Annotated in this window: 13 protein-coding genes; 4 read left to right on the top strand and 9 right to left on the bottom strand. The window is 72.1% G+C overall.

The window, feature by feature from the left end; genetic code table 11:
* Nucleotides 1–6: 6 nt before the first annotated feature.
* The 4 genes from AC0VY3_RS22640 to AC0VY3_RS22655 all read right to left on the bottom strand — a co-directional run bounded on the left by AC0VY3_RS22640 (nt 7) and on the right by AC0VY3_RS22655 (nt 6320).
* Nucleotides 7–1632 carry a molybdopterin-dependent oxidoreductase gene (locus tag AC0VY3_RS22640; protein WP_103510242.1) on the bottom strand — a complete coding sequence of 542 codons (1626 nt, stop codon included), beginning with the start codon at nt 1630–1632 and terminating at the stop codon, nt 7–9.
* 123 nt (nt 1633–1755) lie between these two features.
* Entirely contained in the window at nt 1756–3978 is a 2223-nt protein-coding gene (locus AC0VY3_RS22645; RefSeq protein ID WP_475550446.1) for an NADP-dependent isocitrate dehydrogenase, read from the bottom strand.
* Nucleotides 3979–4152: 174 nt separating this feature from the next.
* Nucleotides 4153–5610, bottom strand: coding sequence for a sensor histidine kinase (locus AC0VY3_RS22650; RefSeq protein WP_475550447.1), 1458 nt, complete (start codon nt 5608–5610; stop codon nt 4153–4155).
* Complete coding sequence (locus tag AC0VY3_RS22655; RefSeq protein ID WP_475550448.1) at nt 5607–6320, bottom strand: response regulator transcription factor; 714 nt, start codon at nt 6318–6320, stop codon at nt 5607–5609. The genes AC0VY3_RS22650 and AC0VY3_RS22655 overlap by 4 nt, the downstream gene beginning before the upstream one ends.
* Nucleotides 6321–6384: 64 nt before the next feature.
* Between AC0VY3_RS22655 and murG the strand changes: the two genes are divergently transcribed.
* Together murG and AC0VY3_RS22665 are read left to right on the top strand one after the other, a co-directional pair.
* Nucleotides 6385–7536 carry an undecaprenyldiphospho-muramoylpentapeptide beta-N-acetylglucosaminyltransferase gene (gene murG, locus AC0VY3_RS22660; RefSeq protein WP_475550449.1) on the top strand — a complete coding sequence of 384 codons (1152 nt, stop codon included), beginning with the start codon at nt 6385–6387 and terminating at the stop codon, nt 7534–7536.
* On the top strand, nt 7533–8540 hold the full coding sequence (locus tag AC0VY3_RS22665) for a GDP-mannose 4,6-dehydratase (RefSeq protein WP_475550450.1): 1008 nt from the start codon (nt 7533–7535) through the stop codon (nt 8538–8540). The genes murG and AC0VY3_RS22665 overlap by 4 nt, the downstream gene beginning before the upstream one ends.
* Before the next feature lie 29 nt (nt 8541–8569).
* Here AC0VY3_RS22665 and AC0VY3_RS22670 read toward each other — a convergent pair whose 3' ends face one another.
* Together AC0VY3_RS22670 and AC0VY3_RS22675 are read right to left on the bottom strand one after the other, a co-directional pair.
* Nucleotides 8570–10048 (bottom strand): amidase, encoded by a 1479-nt coding sequence (locus tag AC0VY3_RS22670; protein WP_103510248.1) that lies wholly within the window; start codon nt 10046–10048, stop codon nt 8570–8572.
* Between the two features lie 166 nt (nt 10049–10214).
* On the bottom strand, nt 10215–10592 hold the full coding sequence (locus tag AC0VY3_RS22675) for a hypothetical protein (protein WP_103510249.1): 378 nt from the start codon (nt 10590–10592) through the stop codon (nt 10215–10217).
* A 198-nt stretch (nt 10593–10790) separates the two neighbouring features.
* Between AC0VY3_RS22675 and AC0VY3_RS22680 the strand changes: the two genes are divergently transcribed.
* Nucleotides 10791–11552, top strand: a complete 762-nt coding sequence (locus AC0VY3_RS22680) for a hypothetical protein (protein WP_103510250.1) — start codon at nt 10791–10793, stop codon at nt 11550–11552.
* A 27-nt stretch (nt 11553–11579) separates the two neighbouring features.
* On the opposite strand, the gene AC0VY3_RS22685 is transcribed toward AC0VY3_RS22680, so the two are convergent.
* Complete coding sequence (locus AC0VY3_RS22685) at nt 11580–13814, bottom strand: RICIN domain-containing protein (protein WP_475550451.1); 2235 nt, start codon at nt 13812–13814, stop codon at nt 11580–11582.
* Between the two features lie 285 nt (nt 13815–14099).
* Here AC0VY3_RS22685 and AC0VY3_RS22690 point away from each other — a divergent pair, with 285 nt between their 5' ends.
* Nucleotides 14100–15407, top strand: a complete 1308-nt coding sequence (locus AC0VY3_RS22690) for a ThuA domain-containing protein (RefSeq protein WP_475550452.1) — start codon at nt 14100–14102, stop codon at nt 15405–15407.
* A gap of 235 nt (nt 15408–15642) precedes the next feature.
* On the opposite strand, the gene AC0VY3_RS22695 is transcribed toward AC0VY3_RS22690, so the two are convergent.
* Both AC0VY3_RS22695 and AC0VY3_RS22700 read right to left on the bottom strand, forming a co-directional pair.
* Nucleotides 15643–17187, bottom strand: coding sequence for an NCS1 family nucleobase:cation symporter-1 (locus AC0VY3_RS22695; RefSeq protein ID WP_475550453.1), 1545 nt, complete (start codon nt 17185–17187; stop codon nt 15643–15645).
* Between the two features lie 83 nt (nt 17188–17270).
* Nucleotides 17271–18272, bottom strand: a complete 1002-nt coding sequence (locus AC0VY3_RS22700; protein WP_475550454.1) for a TIGR03842 family LLM class F420-dependent oxidoreductase — start codon at nt 18270–18272, stop codon at nt 17271–17273.
* Nucleotides 18273–18278: the final 6 nt, after the last annotated feature.

The following is an 18278-nucleotide window of genomic DNA, read 5'->3' on the forward strand; positions in this document are numbered from 1 at the left end:
GCCGGGTCAGTCGACGGTCACCACGACCGAGTGCCAGCCGGCAGCCCCGTCGGGAACGGTCCCGGTGCGCTGCTCGGTCTGGACCTCGCCGGTCCGGTCGGTGGCGCGGACGGTCAGGGTGTGGCCGCCGGGGGTCGCCCGCCAGGGGTAGGACCACTGGCGCCAGGTGTCGACGGTGTCCTGTTCGGCGAGCTGCGCCGGCCGCCAGGGGCCCTCGTCCACCCGGATCTCGACCTTCTCGATGCCTCGGTGCTGGGCCCAGGCCACTCCGGCCACCATGACCGTGCCGGCCTCGGGGCGCCCGAAGGGCTTGGGGGTGTCGATCCGGGACTGGGTCTTGATCGGGGCCTTGCGGGCCCACCTGCGCTTCACCCAGTACGGGTCGTAGGCGTCGAACGTGGTGAGCTCGATGTCCTCGATCCACTTGCAGGCCGAGACGTATCCGTACAGGCCGGGGACGAGCATGCGTACGGGGAATCCGTGGACGAAGGGCAGCGGTTCGCCGTTCATCCCGACCGCGAGCATCGCGTCCCGGCCGTCCATCACGTCCTCGACGGGGGTGCCGAGCGTCATCCCGTCCACGGACCGGGCGACGATCTGATCGGCCGGGCCACCCCGGGACGGCGGCTTCACCCCGGCCTCCTTGAGCAGGTCGGCGAGCCGGACCCCGATCCACCGGGCGTGGCCGATGTAGGGGCCGCCGACCTCGTTGGAGACGCAGGTGAGGGTGATCTCCCGTTCGATCAACGGGCGGTCCAGCAGGTCCTGGTAGGTGAGTTCCAGGTCCCGTCGTACGCCCTTGCCGTGGATGCGGAGCCGCCAGGAGTTCGCGTCGACCTTCGGGACCACCAGGGCGGTGTCCACCCGGTAGAACGTGTCGTTCGGGGTGGTGAACGGGCTGATGCCGGGGATCCGCAGCCGTGCGCCGGCCGGGGTCGGCTTCGCGGGCGAGTCGGGGGCGGGCAGCTTCACGGACGCACGGGAGGCGACGGCGTCGCGGCTGCTGCGGCCGTTCAGCGTCCGGCCGATCGCGCCCGCCGCCGTGGACGCGGCGGCCGCGGCGGTGGCAGCGACCAGGAAGCCGCGCCGGTCCCAACCGGCCTCGTCCGCTTGCTCGTTGTCCTGCCCGGGCTGCTGCTCGCGCTGTTCCTCCTGACCGGCGATCCGGTGCGGGACGGTGAGGCGGCCGATGAGGACGTACAGCAGGACGGCCCCGACGACCGCGCCCAGCAGCGACGGCAGACCGTCCACGAGGCCGGTGGAGTCCGGCCTGCTGACGGCGGCCGCCGTGCCGACCACGCCGAAGAGCAGGACGGCGGCGGCGCCGGTCCGCCGGTGCCTCAGCGCCAACAGGCCGACGGCCAGGGCGAGAAGGGCGAGTGTGGCCACGATGCCGAGTTGCAGGACGAGCTTGTCGTCCTCGCCGAAGGTCCGGATCGCCCAGTCCTTCACACCGGCGGGCGTCCGGTCGATGGCCGCTCCGCCGACCGCTGTCACGGGACTCGCCTCGGGCCTGACGGCCGCCGATACGAGCTCGGCGAAGGCCAGCGAGGCGAATCCCGCGAGCAGTCCGCTCAGGGCGGCGAGCGTGCCGCGGGTCAGTGCTGTCCGGGTGATCCTCACGGTCGTCATTCGGAGCCGTGGGAGCGGCGGATTGGTTCTCCACCCGTACGGCCCCCGGAACACGGACCGCCCCGGCGGGCACGGGGCCTGCCGGGGCGGAACGGCGGGGCGGACGGGTCCGCCCCCATCAGGTCAGCCGAGGGTGGCGATGGCCTGGTTGAACGTGGCGGACGGGCGCATGACCGCCTCGGCCTTGGCCGGGTCGGGCTGGAAGTAGCCGCCGATCTCGGCCGGGGATCCCTGCACCGCGATCAGCTCGGCGACGATGGTCTCCTCCTGCTCGGCCAGCGTCTTGGCGAGCGGCGCGAACGCCTCGGCGAGCTTGGCGTCGTCGGTCTGCTGCGCCAGCTCCTGGGCCCAGTAGAGGGCCAGGTAGAAGTGGCTGCCGCGGTTGTCGATGCCGCCGAGGCGACGGCTCGGGGACTTGTCCTCGTTGAGGAAGGTGCCCGTCGCCCGGTCCAGGGTGTCGGCGAGGACCTGGGCCCGCGCGTTGTCCGTGGTGGTGGCCAGGTGCTCGAAGCTGACCGCGAGGGCCAGGAACTCGCCCAGGCTGTCCCAGCGCAGGTAGTTCTCCTTGACGAGCTGCTGGACGTGCTTGGGGGCCGAGCCGCCCGCGCCCGTCTCGAACAGACCGCCGCCGTTCATCAGCGGGACGACGGAGAGCATCTTGGCGCTGGTGCCGAGCTCCAGGATCGGGAAGAGGTCGGTGAGGTAGTCACGGAGCACGTTGCCGGTGACGGAGATGGTGTCCTCACCGCGGCGGATGCGCTCCAGGGAGAAGGCGGTGGCCTCCTCCGGGGTCTTGACGGAGATGTCCAGGCCGTCGGTGTCGTGGTCGGCGAGGTACGTGGTGACCTTGGCGATCAGGTTGGCGTCGTGCGCGCGGCCCTCGTCCAGCCAGAACACGGCCGGGTTGCCGGTGGCGCGGGCGCGGGTGACGGCGAGCTTGACCCAGTCCTGGATCGGGGCGTCCTTGGTCTGGCACATCCGGAAGATGTCGCCGGCGCCCACGGTCTGCTCCAGCACGACGGTGCCGTTCGTGTCGACGACGCGCACGGTGCCGGTGGCGGGGATCTCGAAGGTCTTGTCGTGGCTGCCGTACTCCTCGGCCTTCTGCGCCATCAGACCGACGTTGGGCACCGAGCCCATGGTGGCCGGGTCGAAGGCGCCGTTGGCGCGGCAGTCGTCGATGACGACCTGGTAGACACCGGCGTAGCTGCTGTCCGGGAGGACGGCGATGGTGTCGGCCTCGTTGCCGTCGGGGCCCCACATGTGACCCGAGGTGCGGATCATGGCGGGCATCGAGGCGTCGACGATCACGTCGCTGGGGACGTGCAGGTTGGTGATGCCCTTGTCGGAGTCGACCATCGCGAGGGCGGGGCCCTCGGCGAGCTCGGCCTCGAAGGACGCCTGGATCTCGGCGCCGACGTCCGGCAGCGAGTTCAGGCCCTTGAGGATGCCGCCCAGGCCGTCGTTCGGGGTGAGGCCGGCGGAGGCGAGCTGCTCACCGTACTTGGCGAAGGTGTTCGGGAAGAAGGCGCGGACCGCGTGGCCGAAGATGATCGGGTCGGAGACCTTCATCATGGTGGCCTTGAGGTGCACGGAGAACAGCACGCCCTCGGCCTTGGCGCGGGCGACCTGCGCGGTGAAGAACTCGCGCAGCGCGGCGACGCGCAGGACGGCCGCGTCGACGACCTCGCCCTTGAGGACGGGTACGGACTCGCGGAGCACGGTGGTGGTGCCGTCGTCGCCGTGCAGCTCGATGCGGAGCGAACCGTCCTCGGCGATGACCGCGGACTTCTCGGTGGAACGGAAGTCGTCGACGCCCATGGTGGCGACGTTCGTCTTCGAGTCGGCCGACCAGGCGCCCATGCGGTGCGGGTGGGCCTTGGCGTAGTTCTTGACGGAGGCGGGGGCGCGGCGGTCGGAGTTGCCCTCGCGCAGGACCGGGTTCACGGCGCTGCCCTTGACCTTGTCGTACCGGGCGCGGACGTCCTTGTCGGCGTCGGTCTGCGGGTCGTCCGGGTAGTCCGGAAGCGCGTAGCCCTGCTCCTGGAGCTCGGCGATGGCGGCCTTGAGCTGCGGGATCGACGCCGAGATGTTCGGCAGCTTGATGATGTTCGCGCCGGGCGTCCTGGCCAGCTCGCCGAGCTCGGCGAGCGCGTCATCGATACGCTGCTCGGCCTTGAGGTGCTCCGGGAAACTGGCGATGATCCGGCCCGCGAGGGAGATGTCACGGCGCTCGACCGTGACGCCTGCGGTCGAGGCGTAGGCCTCGACGACGGGCAGGAACGAGTAGGTCGCCAGGGCAGGGGCCTCGTCGGTGTGCGTATAGATGATGGTCGAGTCAGTCACCGGGTGCTCCGCTCCACGTCTGCAACATTGCTTGACATCAAGATATCTCTTCGCCGTGCCGGGCTCCACAAGGCCCCCGCACGGCTTCACCGCCGGCCCCCGGACGGGCCGGCGTGCGTGACCTAGCGCTCACGACGGGTGACCTCCTGGCCCTGCCGCCCCCTGCGCCGCTCGTCACCGCCCGCCACCGCCCGGTGGGCCCTCGGGGCCGAACGTCAGCGTGAACAGCGCCCCGCCGCCCGGCGCCGCCCCCGCCGCCAGCTCCGCCCCGTGCGCGCGGGCGATCTGCCGGGCCATCGCCAGGCCGAGACCCGAGCCGGGCAGGGCGCGCGCCGTCTCGGCCCGGTAGAAGCGGTCGAAGACGTACGGGAGGTCCGCGGCCGGAATCCCCGGCCCGTGGTCCCGGACCGTCAGCTCCAGCCCGCCGCCGCTCCCGGGCCCTCCGCTGCCCTCGCCCCCGCTCCCGTACGCGCTCAGCGCCACCTCCACCGGGGTGCCCGGCGGGCTGAACTTGGCCGCGTTGTCCAGCAGGTTCGTCAGCAGGCGCGCCAGCCGCGCCGGAACCCCGGGCCGGACCGCCTGCGCCGCACCCGGCCCCACCTCCAGCTGGAACGGGGTCCGCGGCCAGTGCGTGCGGGCCGTGGCCACCGTATGCTCCGCCACCCCCGCGATCCGCACCTCTTCCAGGAGCGGCAGCGGCTCCTCGTCCCGGGCCAGCTCGATCAGGTCGTTCACCAGCCCGGTCACCTCCCGGATCCCCCGCCCCAGCGCACCCGACGCCCGTTCGCGCTGCTGGGGCGTCAGCCGGTCGCCGCGGGCCAGCAACTCCGCGTTGGTGCGCAGCGCGGTCAGTGGGGTCCGCAGCTCGTGGGAGGCGTCCGCGACCAGCCGGCGCTGGGAGCTCACCGACTGCTCCAGCTCCCCGAGCATCGTGTTGAAGCTGGCCGCCAGCCGGGTCACCTCGTCCTGGCGGCCCGGCGGGCCCGGCGGCAACTCGATCCGGTGGCGCGGGTCCCGGGTCGCCGCGATCCGCTCGGCGGTCGAGGTCAGCCGGGCCACCGGGGCCAGGCCCGTGCGCGAGACGGCGTATCCGAGCAGCCCCGCCAGCAGCACCCCCGACCCGCCGACCGCCGCGAGCAGCACGGCCGCCTGCCGCACGCCCTTCTCCACCGGGTCCGCCCGCAGCGCCACCTGGAGCGCCCGGCCGTCCCCGAACGGGGTCGTCAGCATCCGCAGCGGCTGCCCGAAGCGGCTGACGTTGCTGTAGTACGGGGCCCGCTTCCCGCCCGCGACCTCCCGTACGGGGGTGGAGACGGGCAGCAGATACGCCGTGTCCGGGTCCGCCGCCGGGTCGGCCGGGACGATCTGGGCGCAGGCGGGCGCGGAGAGGTAGCGGCACTCGCCCGCCACGATCTGCGGACCCTCGCCCCGGTTCTCCTGGATCACCCGGGTCGCGGACTGGGTGAGCGACAGGTCGAGCTGGTGCAGCAGCTCGTAGCGGATGACGAAGAAGGCCGCCGCACACACGCCGACCGCGACCAGCGCCACCGCCGCCGAGGCCGCCACCGCGAGCCGGGTCCGCAGCGGCCGCCTGCGCCGCCAGCGGGCGCCCAGCCGCCGCACCCCGCTCACGCCACGTCCAGCCGGTAGCCGAGCCCGTGCACGGTGTGGACGAGGCGCGGCTCGCCGCCCGCTTCCAGTTTCCGCCGCAGATAACCCACGTACACCGCCAGCGAATTGGAGTCGGGCCCGAAGTCCTGGCCCCAGACCCGCTCCAGGATCACCTCGCGCGGCAGCGCCTGCCCCGGGTGGCGCAGCAGCAGTTCCAGCAGCGCGGCCTCGGTGCGGGAGAACTCCACCGGGCGGCCGCCGCGCCGTCCGGTCCGCGTCACCGGGTCCAGCGTCAGATCCGCGAAGACCAGCCCCCGGTCCGGGGCCGGCGGCGCGGCCCGCCGCAGCAACGCCCGTACGCGTGCGACCAGTTCGTCCAGGGCGAACGGCTTCACCAGATAGTCGTCGGCCCCGGCCTCAAGACCGTCCACCCGCTCGCTCACCGACGACAGCGCGGTCAGCACCAGCACCGGCGTCCGGTCCTCCATCGCCCGCAGCCTCCGGCACACCGCGAGCCCGTCGAGCACCGGCATCATCACGTCCAGGACCAGGGCGTCCGGCTCCCAGGCGGCCACCGCCGACAGCGCCGCCAGGCCGTCGCCGACGCCCCGGACCTCGTACCCCTCGACGCTCAGCCCGTCCTCGACCGCGGCCCGTACGTCCGGCTCGTCCTCGGCCACCAGGATCCTGCCCGTACTCCGCAGGCCGCTCACGCCACTCACACCGCTCATACCCCGAAGCCTGCCAAACCGGACTCTTAGAACCTTCTTAAGCCTCCCGCCCAGAGTGGCGGCCATGCGCACACCACTCTCCGTCGTGATCGGTGCGGGCGGCACCGGCGGCCATATCTACCCCGGTCTCGCCCTCGCCGAGGCCCTGCGCCGCGCCGACCCGGACGCGGTCATCTCGTTCATCGGCACCGAACGCGGGCTGGAGACGACCCTGATCCCGGCGGCCGGATACCGGCTGCACACCGTCGACATGATCCCCTTCGACCCCGCGCTCGGCGCGAGACGCTTCCTCCTCCCGGCCGCGCTCCTGCGCTCCGGGGCCCAGGCCCGCTCGGTCCTGCGCACCCAGAAGGCGCAGGTCGTCGTCGGCATGGGCGGCTACCCGAGCGCCCCGGCCATCGTCGGGGCGAAGATGGCCGGGCTGCCCAGCGTGATCCACGAGTCCAACGCGGTGCCGGGCCGGGCCAACCAGTTCGCCGCCCGGCTCACCGAGCACCTCACCGTCGCCTTCGACGGCAGCCGCGCCCATCTGTCGGGCGGCGAGCGGGCGCGGACCGTCGGCATGCCGATCGCCGCGTCCCTGGCCGCCCTGGACCGGCCCGCCCTGCGCGAGGAGGGGCGGCGCGCCTTCGGCATACCCGAGGGGGCGCGGGTCGTCCTCTTCAACGGGGGCAGCCTCGGCGCGGCCCGGCTCACCGCCGCCGCGGTGGGCCTCGCGGCCCGGTGGCGGGACCGCGGGGACGTCCACCTCCTGATCAAGACGGGCCCGGCCGCGCTCGCGGAGACCCGGCGGAAGCTCGTCGACGCCGGGGCGGGGCCCGTCGCCCAGGCGGTGCCCTACCTCGACCGGATGGACCTCGCCTACGCGGTCGCCGACCTGGTGGTCTGCCGGGCGGGCTCGGCCACGATCGCCGAGCTCGCCACGACCGGGGTGCCCGCCGTCCTCGTGCCGTACCCGTACGCCCCCGGCGACCACCAGACCCACAACGCGCGGGTCCTGTCCGACGCGGGCGCGGCCTACCTCGTCCCCGACGCCGAGACCACCGCCGACCGCCTCGCCGGACTCGTCGACCCCCTGCTCGCCGACCCCGCACGGCTCGCCGTGATGGGGCGCGCCGCCGACCCCGGCCACCACGGCCGCGCCGCCGACCTGCTCGCGGAAACCGTCATCCGCCTCGCTGGACAACCCACCACCACAAGGGAGTTCACCTCATGAACAGCACCGCCGTCGACTGGACCGGCCGTACCGTCCTCGTCACCGGGGCCGAGGGCTTCATCGGCTCCACCCTCGTGGACCTGCTCGTCGAACGCGGCGCGCGCGTCCGGGCGTTCGTCCACTACAAGCCGTACGCCGACAAGGGCCACCTCGCCCGCTACCTCGACGACCCGCACGGCCCGGTCGAGTTCGTCGCCGGGGACGTCGGCGACGCGGGCCGCGTGATGGACGCGGTGGAGGGCTGCGACACCGTCTTCCACCTCGCCGCGCTCATCGGCATCCCCTACAGCTACGACTCCCCCGGCGCGTACGTCCGGACCAACGTCGTCGGTACGGAGAACATCGCCGAGGCCTGCCGCCGCCACTCCGTGCGCCGCCTCCTGCACACCTCGACCAGCGAGGTGTACGGGACCGCGCTGACGGCCCCGATCGGCGAGGACCACCCCCTCCAGCCGCAGTCGCCGTACTCAGCGTCGAAGATCGGCGCGGACATGATGGCCCTGTCCCACTGGCACGCCTTCGAGCTGCCGGTGACGGTCGTGCGGCCGTTCAACACCTACGGGCCCCGCCAGTCGGCCCGGGCGGTGATCCCGTCGATCCTCGCCCAACTGCACTCCGGAGCACGGGAGATCCGCCTCGGCTCGCTGACCCCGACCCGCGACTTCACCTATGTCACCGACACCGCCGCCGGGTTCCTGGCCCTGGCGGACTGCGACCGGGCGCTGGGAGAGAGCGTCAACCTCGGTACCGGCCGGGAGATCTCGGTCGGGGACCTCGCGAAGGCCCTCATCGCCGCCTCCGGCCGGGACGCCGAGATCGTCGTGGACCCGGCGCGGCTGCGGCCTTGCGGCAGCGAGGTCCACCGCCTGCTGTCCGACAACACCCGCGCCCGCACCTGGGCGGGCTGGGAGCCCGAAGTCGGCCTGGAGGAGGGCCTGGAGCGAACCTCGGCCTGGGTGGCGGACCACCTGCGCCTCTTCGCCCCGACGCGCTACCAGGTCTGAGCGCCCCCCAGAGGGTGGACGCTCGCCCGTCAGACCGGCGGCCGGTGCTCGTACCAGCGCAGGTCGTCCTCCAACTGGGCGGCGAGTGCGATCAGCCGCTCCTCGCTGCGGGAGGGGCCGAGCAGCTGGGCGCCGACGGGGAGGCCGGAGCGGGTGAAGCCGGCCGGGACGTTCACGCCGGGCCAGCCGAGGACGTTCCACGGCCAGGCGTACGGGCAGGCGGCCGCCATCGTGACGTCGGTGCGCCAGGCGCCGAGGCGGTCGAAGGTGCCGATCCGGGGCGGCGGCGCGGCCGTGGTCGGGGTGAGGAGCACATCGAAGCCGGAGGCGTCGAAGAGGGCGCCGATCCTGCGGTGCTGGCGCACTTCACGGGCGCGGGCGGCCCGGACCACCCGCCCGCCCAGCCGCGTCCCGGTCCGCAGTGCGCTGCGGGTGCGCGGGTCGAGGAGGGCCGGTTCGGGGTGACGGGCGGCGAATTCGGCGATGCCGACGGTGGCGCGGGGCACGAAGGCGAGGCCGATCAGCCCGTACCGGGGGCGGGCCTCCTCGACGTGGTGGCCGAGCCGGGCGAGGGTCTCGGCGAGCCCGGCGACGGCCCGGCGCACCTCGGGGTCCGGTCCGGCGCCGGTGAGGGTGAGCGGGGGACGCCAGGCCAGGGCGATGCGGAGGCGGCCCGGGTCACGGCGGGCGGCGTCGGCGGCGCGTACGGCGGGCGGGCGGTGGAAGTCCTCGGGGTGGGCTCCGGCGACGGCGTCCAGCAGCAGGGCGGCGTCGGGGACCGTACGGGCGAGGGGGCCGTTCACGGTGAGCCCCTGGAAGGCGTCGCTGTGCGGGTGGACGGAGATCCGGCCGCGCTGCGGTTTGATGCCGACGAGGTGCGTCCAGGCGGCGGGGATGCGCACGGATCCGGCGCCGTCCGAACCGAGGGCGGCGGGGACGAGTCCGGCGGCGACGGCCGCGGCGGAGCCGCCGGAGGAGCCGCCCGGGGTGTGCGCGGTGTTCCACGGGTTGCGGGTGGCGCCGAAGGCGGGTCCTTCGGTGAAGGGCCACTGGCCCAGTTCGCAGGAGTTGGTCTTGCCGACGACGACGGCTCCGGCGGCGCGCAGCCGGCGGACCGCCTCGCTGTCGGACACGGCCGGGGGCAGTTCGCCGTCGCAGCCGAAGTGGGTGGGCAGGCCGGCCACATCGGTGTCGTCCTTGACGGCGACCGGCACGCCGAGCAGGGGCAGCCGCTCCCCCGCCGCGAGCCTGCGGTCGGCCTCCGCCGCCTCGGCGAGGGCGGCTTCGGTCCGCAGGTGGCGGAAGGCGTTGAGGGTGGGCTGGGTGGCCTCGATGCGGGCGAGGGCGTCGGCGACGAGTGCGGTGGAGGTGGTGGTGGCGTCGGCGAGCCTGCGGGCGCTCTCCGCGAGCCCGGGCAGCGGCGGCGCGGCGGGGGCGGCCGTGCGGGGTGCGCGACCGGTTTCCCGTACGGCCGGGCCGGTCTGCTCGGTGGGCTCCGCTGAGGACATGGGCGTGCCGCCTCCCTCGTGTCGCGGGGCCGGCCGGTCGTCCCGGCTGCGCCCACGGCTACTTACTGGAGGGTAACGAGAGGAGGCGGCACGCTCAACCGGTGCGGACGTTCCGGCCGTTCGGGCTGCGGCGGCCGTGGGCCGCTACGGCGCTACGGCCCCGGCGTCACGGGCGGACGTGGATCTCGCCGATTCCGGTGCCGATCTTCCCGCAGTGGGCGGTGGACTGGCCGGACTCGCCGGGCCTCAGGGTGACGTGGTTGCCGTCGACGTCCGGGGCCCAGCCGCAGACCAGATGGACCCAGAAGGTCTGCGTCTGGCTGCCGTTGTTGCGACAGAGCGCGAAGCCCGTGTACTCGTCGATGGCGTGCTTGCCGGTGTCGCAGGAGAGGCCGGGCGGAATCGCGGCCGGAGCGGCGGTCGCGGTCACGGCGGTGACCGGGACCGTCAGCGCGGCCGCCATGGTGGTGGCGGCGACGGTCCGCCGGACCGACCGGAACCGCTCGCTCCGCGTGGCCGGACTCTTCCCCGTGAACAGCTTCATGGTTCTCCTTCGTGGTGCGTGTCCGCGGTGATCCCGGGCGGGATCACCGCAGCTCTGCCCACCCTCCGTGACGAGAAACGCCTTCGCTCCTGACGCTCCGTGTGCGCGCCGGGCGGCTCCCCCGCTCCCGGCGTACGCTCGAAAGTGCCGGTTCTCATGGAGCGCACCCCCTGACCGGGGCGTTTTCGAGGAGGCGACGTGAGCGGACATCGTTGGGCCGCGCGTGCGGCGACCGGGGCCGCGGCCGTAGCCCTCACCCTGACGAGTGGTGTGGTCGCGCAGGCCGATGACGACATCGACTCACTGAGCGCCGAGGAGATCGTCGAACGCTCGCGCGACGCCCTGCTCGACGTGCAGTCCCTGCATCTGAGCGCGCGCGGCAGCATCGACGGGGCCGCCTCGGACCAGAGCCTGGACCTCACCCTGGACCGCGAGGGGAACTGCGCCGGCGGGGTCGACATGGGCGACGACGGTTCGGTGGAGATCGTGAAGCGCGGCGACGACGTCTGGCTGAAGCCGGACGCCGCCTTCTGGAACACCCATGTGCCGATCGGCGGCTCCACCTTCGACGCGATCCTCGACGGCCGGTACATGAAGGCGAAGGCCGACGACCCCCGGCTGCTCAGTGTCACCGAGGCCTGCGATCTCGACACCTTCCGCGAGCTGATCACGGACAACGACGTCACCGCCGACCGGGGCGACCTGACGAAGGGCGCGAAGACCGAGGTGAACGGCGCGCCCGCGGTTCCGGTGACCTTCGCCTCGGGCGGCGAGCGGCTGACGGCCTACGTGGCCGCCGAGGGAACGCCGTACCCGGTGCGGATCACCGTGCGCGACGCCGACGAGGAAGGGACCGTGGACTTCTCCGGCTTCGACCGGCCGGTGCCCACGGCCACTCCCTCGGCGGACGAGACGGTGGACGTCACGGCCCTGCTGGGCCGCAGCATCAAACCCGTGTAGCCCGCCCGTACGGCGTGCTGCGGTGCGCTACGGATAGGCCACCAGGTTGGCCACGTTGCTGCCGGAGTCGGACGGCCCTCCCGTGTCGTTGATGACGTGGTTGATCGTGCCGGTCCCGCCGAGCGAGACGGTGACCATGTTGTGGAACCGCACCCCCGCCGTGTTCGGGGCCTCGAAGGCGCGCTCGGCCACCACGGACGGGTTGACGTTGAAGAAGCAGTAGCTTCCCAGGCCCCACGCCTCGTGGCGGGTGACGGACGGGGACACCTTGTAGGCGTCGTATCCGCGCGTGGAACCGTTCATCCAGGCGGCCTGGCCGGGCGGGTCGTACGGCATCTCGTTCTGGAAGAAGTAGGTGCGTCCGCCGTTGCCGTTCCAGATGACCTGGTGCTGCTGGTAGTGCTCGACGAACAGCCCGTACATCGTGACGTCCGTGCCGTTGACGACGAGTCCGGTGGCCGCGGTGTTGGTGTTCCACCCGATGCCGCTGCCGTGGTCGCCGCGCCAGAGCCACAGGTGGTCGCCGATGACGTCGGAGCTGTTGACGACCAGGCTCTGGGTGGCCCTGCCGACGGCCGCGCCGCCGATGCGGAAGAAGACGTCGTGCAGCGAGGTGGGGTTGGCGGTGTGCCGGGCGGTGGCTCCCGGCTGTCCGACCTGCATCAGCGTCGGGGAGTTGACCGTGCCCGCGTCGATCAGGATTCCGGCGATCTTGACGCCGTCGACGTCGGCGACGTTCATGGCGGTGATGCCGTTCTCGGGGACGATCGTGGCGAGTCCGAGGCCGAGGACGACGGTGTCGGCGCGGGAGACGTTGATCGTCTGGTCGATGCGGTAGACGCCTGGGGTGAAGAGCAGGTTCTTGCCCTCCGCCAGCGCCGCGTTGATCTGGGACGCGGTGGCGCCCGGCTTCACGATGAAGAACCGGCCGATGGGCAGGGACTGTCCGGCGGGCGTGCCCGAACCCCAGCTGGTGCCTCGGGTGTTGGTCCGCAGGGCCGGTACGAAGACCTGGTAGGCGCCGGCCCCGTCCACGTACAGGAAGGGCTTCTCACGGCTCACGGGGGTCTGGGCGACCGTGGTGTAGGGCGGGTTGGGGAAGCTGTCGGCGGGGGCGTTGACATCGCCGACGAAGACCATGTTCCAGTTGGACCCGGTCCAGCTGTTCCACTGGCTGTTGCGGGAGAGCCACTGCTGCTGGGTGCCGGAGCGGACCTGTCCGTCGATCTTGGAGTCGGCCATGAAGCCGCCGCTGGACCAGCCTCCGTCGTCCAGCTGGAGGTTGCCTCGGACGTGCATACGGCGGTACGGGGCGGCCTGCGAGACGGCCCAGCGGTCGGTGCCGGAGGGCGGGTCGACCGAGAGGTTCTCGGCGGAGCGCCAGAAGTTGTGGGTGGCGTTGCCCTGGAACCAGTCGGCCTCGACGTGGACGCCGCCGTTGATGGTGACGTCGTCAGGCGAGAGGCCGAGCCCGGCGACCTGGGTGTAGAAGCCGACGTTCGCGTCCACGTCGTAGCTGCCGGGCTTGAAGAGGAGGGCCTGGCGCTGGGAGCCGAACTGGTTGGTCTCCTGCTGGGCGAAGACCTGGTTGAGCTTGTTCTGGATGGTCGCCCTCGGCGTGGAGGGGTCGAAGACCGAGACGTTGGGGCCGAGGTCGGGGGTGCCGGGCGGGTTCGGTACATCGGTGGCGCCGACCCGGAAGGACTGCGCGGCCGAGCCGTTGCAGGTGTACTGCTGGACGCGGGCGTTGTCGGCGGTGGAGGCGGCCGGGATGTCGAGGCACTTGCCGCTGTTGCGGTTCACGAAGTGGAAGGCCCCGCCGGGCTCTTCGACGGGCAGCCACTGCTGGTTCAAGCCGCCGGAGTACGACCAGAGTTGTACGGGCGCGGCGTCGGCGGTGGACACATCGGTCACGTCCCAGCTCTTCGCCGCGTCGTTGCGGTTGTCGACCCGGACGTACCCTCCGCCGACGGACCGGAACTGCCACTGCTGGGCGTTGCTGCCGTTGCAGGCGTACTGCTGGACCGCCGTGCCGTCGGCGGTTCCGGCGGCCGCCGCGTCCACGCATTTGCCGCTGTGGGCGGCGGTCACGGTGACCCAGCCCGTCGGCAGTTCGGCGGCCTGCGCGGCGGGGGCCGTGGCGACGGCGGTGAGCAGGGAGCCCACCAGTCCGCCGAGGGCCAGCAGCGGGACGGCGAGGCGACGGGGTCTGTGTCCGTCGCGGCGCGGGCCGCGGGGTGCCAGGGGGCCGGGCATTCTCATATGTGTCTCCGAGAGCGGGGGGTGGGCTTACTTCAGGCCGTGAAGTTAGGCCCGTTCCGTGGACACGTCAAGACTGCGCGTACGGAAGGTGAATCCGGCCCGGCCGGGGGCGTATGGCAGCAACTCCCTGGGCACTTACGCCTTTACGGCGCGCCACTGGCCGCTCGGGGGTCCCCCGGCCCGGCATCGGAACTGGTCCGGACCAAAGCCTTGACACCTCGTTCCGTTCACTTCTTAATCACATGGGAGAACGTCCACCACATGGACGAACAAAGGATCACACCCATGCCCCAGGCCCCCCACGGCGGCCCGCGCGCCGGCCTGTCCCTCCTCGCGCTGCTGGCCCTGCTCCTCACACTCCTCGCCTCACCCGCCGGAGCGGCTCCTCCTCAAGCTCCCGCAGCGGCAGCGCCGTTCAAGGTCATCGCGTTCTACAACGGCACCTGGGACGCGGCCCACATCAGCTTCGTGAAGGAAGCCAACGAGTGGTTCCCGAGGGCGGGCGCCGAACACGGCTTCACCTACACCTCGACCACCAACTGGAATCTGCTGGCCGACAGCACGGCTCTGAAGCAGTACCAGGTGGTGCTCTTCCTGGACGACGCCCCGCAGCAGGCCGCCCAACGCAGCGGCTTCGAGGCGTACATGAGAGGCGGCGGGGCCTGGATGGGCTTCCATGTGGCCGCGTTCACGACCAGCGCCCAGAACTGGCCCTGGTACTACAACCAGTTCCTGGGCAGCGGAAACTTCGCCACCAACACCTGGGGCCCCACCACCGCGACCCTGCACACCGACCACCGCGCCCACCCGTCGACGGGCCACCTTCCGGGTACGTTCACCTCGTCGGTGAGCGAGTGGTACAGCTGGAGCCGCAACCTGCGGACCAACCCCGACATCGACGTCCTGGCCTCGGTGGACCCGGTGAGCTTCCCGCTGGGCACCGACCCCAACCAGAGCTGGTACAGCGGTGACTACCCGATCGTGTGGACGAACAAGAACTACCGCATGCTGTATGCCAACTTCGGCCACAACGCGATGGACTACGCCAAGAACATCCCGCTGTCGTCCACCTTCGCCTCCGCCACTCAGAACACCTTCCTGATCGACGGGCTCACCTGGCTCGGCACCGGCTCGACCGGCACCCCCGGCCCCGGCGACCCGATCCCGCCGACCACCTGGTACAGCCTGACGAGCGCCGCCAACAGCCGCTGCGTGGACACCAGGGCGGCCGCCACGGCGAACGGGACGGTCGTCCAGCAGTACGCGTGCAACGGCACGACGGCCCAGCAGTTCCAGTTCCAGCCGACGGACGGCGGCTTCATCCGCATCGCCGCCCGCAACGATCCGGCGAAGGCGGTGGACGTGACGGGGGTCTCGACGGCCGACGACGCCCCGCTCCAGCTCTGGACGTACACCGGGGGCACCAACCAGCAGTGGATGCCCGGCCGCGAGGCGTCCGGGCGCTACCACTTCACGGCCCGGCACAGCGGCAAGTGCCTGAGCCTGCCCGTCGGCGGCGGCGCCCCGTCCACCGCGCTCGTCCAGCGCACGTGCGACGGCTCGACAGCCCAGTCCTTCGCGCTGACCGGCTAGGGCCTTTCGTTTGGATCAGGCCGGATCAGGGAGCGGGGGCCGGTGCGTACAGCTGCAAGGCGGAGGAGGGAGTCACTGCGGAGCATCGGCGACTGACGACAACGCCGCAGATGTGCGTGCCGGCCCCCGCGAGCCCGGCATGATCCAAACGAAAGGCCCTAGCGAAGTACGCCACAGGCCCGGTCGGTGGAATCCCGAAAAGGGCTGCCACCGAACGGGCCTGATGGCAGGTCACTCACTGCCCTGCCCGACGCTCCCGCCCGGTCAGCGCCACGTACAGCAGCAGGGAGGAGGCGAGCCCGACCGCCCAGCCGTAGTCGGCGAGCGGCTTGAGGAACGGGATCAGCCCGTCGGCCGGGAAGGGCCCCTTCCCGGGAGCCGAGTGGGAGCCGCCCACCGCCAGGACGCCACCCACGGCGAAGGCCGCCACCGCCCGCCAGTTCCAGCCGCCCCGGTACCAGTAGCGGCCGCCGGGCCGGTAGAGGTCGGCCAGGTCCAGAACCGTTCGGCGGACGATCCAGTAGTCGGCGATCAGGATGCCCGCCACCGTACCGAGCAGCCCGCCGACCAGCCCCAGCCAGGTGAAGATGTACAGCTCGGGCGTCTCGGTGAGCTTCCACGGCATGATGACGACCCCGATCACGCCCGTGATCAGCGCCCCGCCCTTGAAGCTGATGAACCTCGGCGCGAGGTTGGCCAGGTCGTACGCCGGTGAGACCACGTTCGCCGCGATGTTCACGGAGATCGTCGCGATCAGCACGGTGACCAGGCCGAAGAGGAGCCCGAAGACGTTGTCGGTACGGGCGACGAGCTGGACCGGGTCCCAGATGGCGACCCCGTACACCGCCTGCGAGCCGGAGGTAACGAAGACCGACAGCAGGGCGAAAAATGTCATCGTGGTCGGCAGACCCAGCGATTGGCCCCGGATCTGGGCGCGTTGGCCCGCGCCGAAGCGGGTGAAGTCGGGGATGTTGAGGGAGAGCGTCGCCCAGAAGGCGATCATGCCCATCAGCGACGGGAAGAAGACCGGCCAGAAGTCGGCGCCCCAGCCGAGCGCGGACGGCTGGTCCAGCAGCGGCCCGAAACCGCCCGCCTTGACCGCGACCCACACCAGCAGCGCGACGGCCCCGACCAGGACGAACGGCGCCGCCCAGTTCTCGAAGCGGCGCAGGGCGTCCATCCCCCGGTAGATGATGGTCAGTTCGAGGGCCCAGAAGAGGGTGAAGCAGAGCCAGAGGGTCCACGGCTGGCCACCGATCTCCCCGGCGTTCGCCCAGCCCCCGAAGACCTTGCCGAGCAGGGTGAAGATCCCGACGCCGCCGATCCAGGTCTGGATGCCGAACCAGGCACAGGCGACGGCGGCCCGGATCAGGGCGGGCAGGTTGGCGCCGCGCAGGCCGAAGGAGGCACGGGCCAGGACCGGGAAGGGGATGCCGTACTTGGGTCCGGCGTGCCCGGTGAGCAGCATCGGGGCGAGCACGATCACATTGGCGAGCGCGATGGTGAACACGGCCTGTTTCCAGTCCATGCCGAGCGCCACCAGGCCGGAGGCGAGCAGCCAGGACGGGATGTTGTGGGCCATCCCGATCCACAGGGCCGCGAAGTTGTACGTCGTCCAGGTGCGCCGCTCCGCGGGGACGGGCAGCAGGTCGTCGTTGGCGAAGCGGGCGTCGTCGGGGACGTATCCGTGGGCGAGTTCGACGCGGCCGGACGCGGCGGACTCGCCGGGTATCGCGTCCTGCGGAGAGGGTGGCGGGGTGGGCGGGACGGTGGCGGTCATGGCGGCTGAGCCCTTCGCTCGGGAGCGGTGCCGTGCGGGGCGGGACAGAAGGGTTGGGGGGACGGAACCAGGGGTGTGGCAGGTCAGGCGGTCAGCGCGGGGATGATCGTGGATCCGTACGCGTCGATGGTCGCCTCGCGGGCATCGTGCATGTTGTAGACGGCGAACTGGTCGACGCCCATGTCCCGCAGCGCCCGGAGCTTCTCGATGTGCGCCTCGGCGGGGCCCAGCAGGCAGAACCGGTCGACGATCTCGTCCGGGACGAAGGCGGTGTCCGGGTTGCCGGTGCGGCCGTGGTGGCTGTAGTCGTAACCGGAGCGGCCGGCGATGTACGCGGTCAGCGCCTCGGGGACCAGGCCGGAGTGCTCGCCGTAGCGGGCGACCAGGTCCGCGACGTGGTTGCCGACCATCCCGCCGAACCAGCGGCACTGCTCCCGGGCGTGATCGAGGTCGTCGCCGACGTAGGCGGGGGCCGCGACGCAGATGGTGACGGAGTCCGGGTCCCGTCCGGCGTCGGACGCCGCGTCCCGTACCGCCTTGATCATCCATTCGGTGAGGAAGGGGTCGGCGAGCTGAAGGATGAAGCCGTCGGCCTTCTGCCCGGCCAGCGCCAGGGCCTTGGGCCCGTACGCCGCCATCCACACCGGCAGCCGCCCGTCCTTCACCCAGGGGAGCTGCAGCGGCTGCCCGTCGACCGTCGCCTCCCGGCCCTCGGCGAGGTCCCGGATGACGTCGATCGCCTCGCCGAGCCGGGCCAGGGTGTTGGGCTTGCGGCCGGCGACGCGCATAGCGGAGTCGCCGCGTCCGATGCCGCAGACGGTGCGGTTGCCGTACATGTCGTTGAGGGTGGCGAAGGTGGAGGCGGTGACCTCCCAGGTGCGGGTGCCCGGGTTGGTGACCATCGGGCCCACAATCAGCTTCTCCGTGTGCTCCAGGACGCGGCTGTAGATGACGAACGGTTCCTGCCAGAGCACCGCCGAGTCGAAGGTCCAGCCGTAGCGGAAACCGTTGCGTTCGGCGCGCCGCATCAGGCCGACGACGGCGGATGCGGGCGGGTCGGTCTGGAGGACGAGTCCGAAGTCCATGGCGGG

This window comes from Streptomyces sp. iso_384 (genome assembly GCF_056172905.1).

Bases quoted from the DNA above. Each gene is read 5' to 3' on its own strand.
- AC0VY3_RS22640 (WP_103510242.1), bottom strand. From the start codon at position 1,632: ATGACGACCGTGAGGATCACCCGGACAGCACTGACCCGCGGCACGCTC.
- AC0VY3_RS22655 (WP_475550448.1), bottom strand. From the start codon at position 6,320: ATGAGCGGTGTGAGTGGCGTGAGCGGCCTGCGGAGTACGGGCAGGATC.
- murG (WP_475550449.1), top strand. From the start codon at position 6,385: ATGCGCACACCACTCTCCGTCGTGATCGGTGCGGGCGGCACCGGCGGC.
- AC0VY3_RS22665 (WP_475550450.1), top strand. From the start codon at position 7,533: ATGAACAGCACCGCCGTCGACTGGACCGGCCGTACCGTCCTCGTCACC.
- AC0VY3_RS22670 (WP_103510248.1), bottom strand. From the start codon at position 10,048: ATGTCCTCAGCGGAGCCCACCGAGCAGACCGGCCCGGCCGTACGGGAA.
- AC0VY3_RS22675 (WP_103510249.1), bottom strand. From the start codon at position 10,592: ATGAAGCTGTTCACGGGGAAGAGTCCGGCCACGCGGAGCGAGCGGTTC.
- AC0VY3_RS22685 (WP_475550451.1), bottom strand. From the start codon at position 13,814: ATGAGAATGCCCGGCCCCCTGGCACCCCGCGGCCCGCGCCGCGACGGA.
- AC0VY3_RS22690 (WP_475550452.1), top strand. From the start codon at position 14,100: ATGCCCCAGGCCCCCCACGGCGGCCCGCGCGCCGGCCTGTCCCTCCTC.
- AC0VY3_RS22695 (WP_475550453.1), bottom strand. From the start codon at position 17,187: ATGACCGCCACCGTCCCGCCCACCCCGCCACCCTCTCCGCAGGACGCG.
- AC0VY3_RS22700 (WP_475550454.1), bottom strand. From the start codon at position 18,272: ATGGACTTCGGACTCGTCCTCCAGACCGACCCGCCCGCATCCGCCGTC.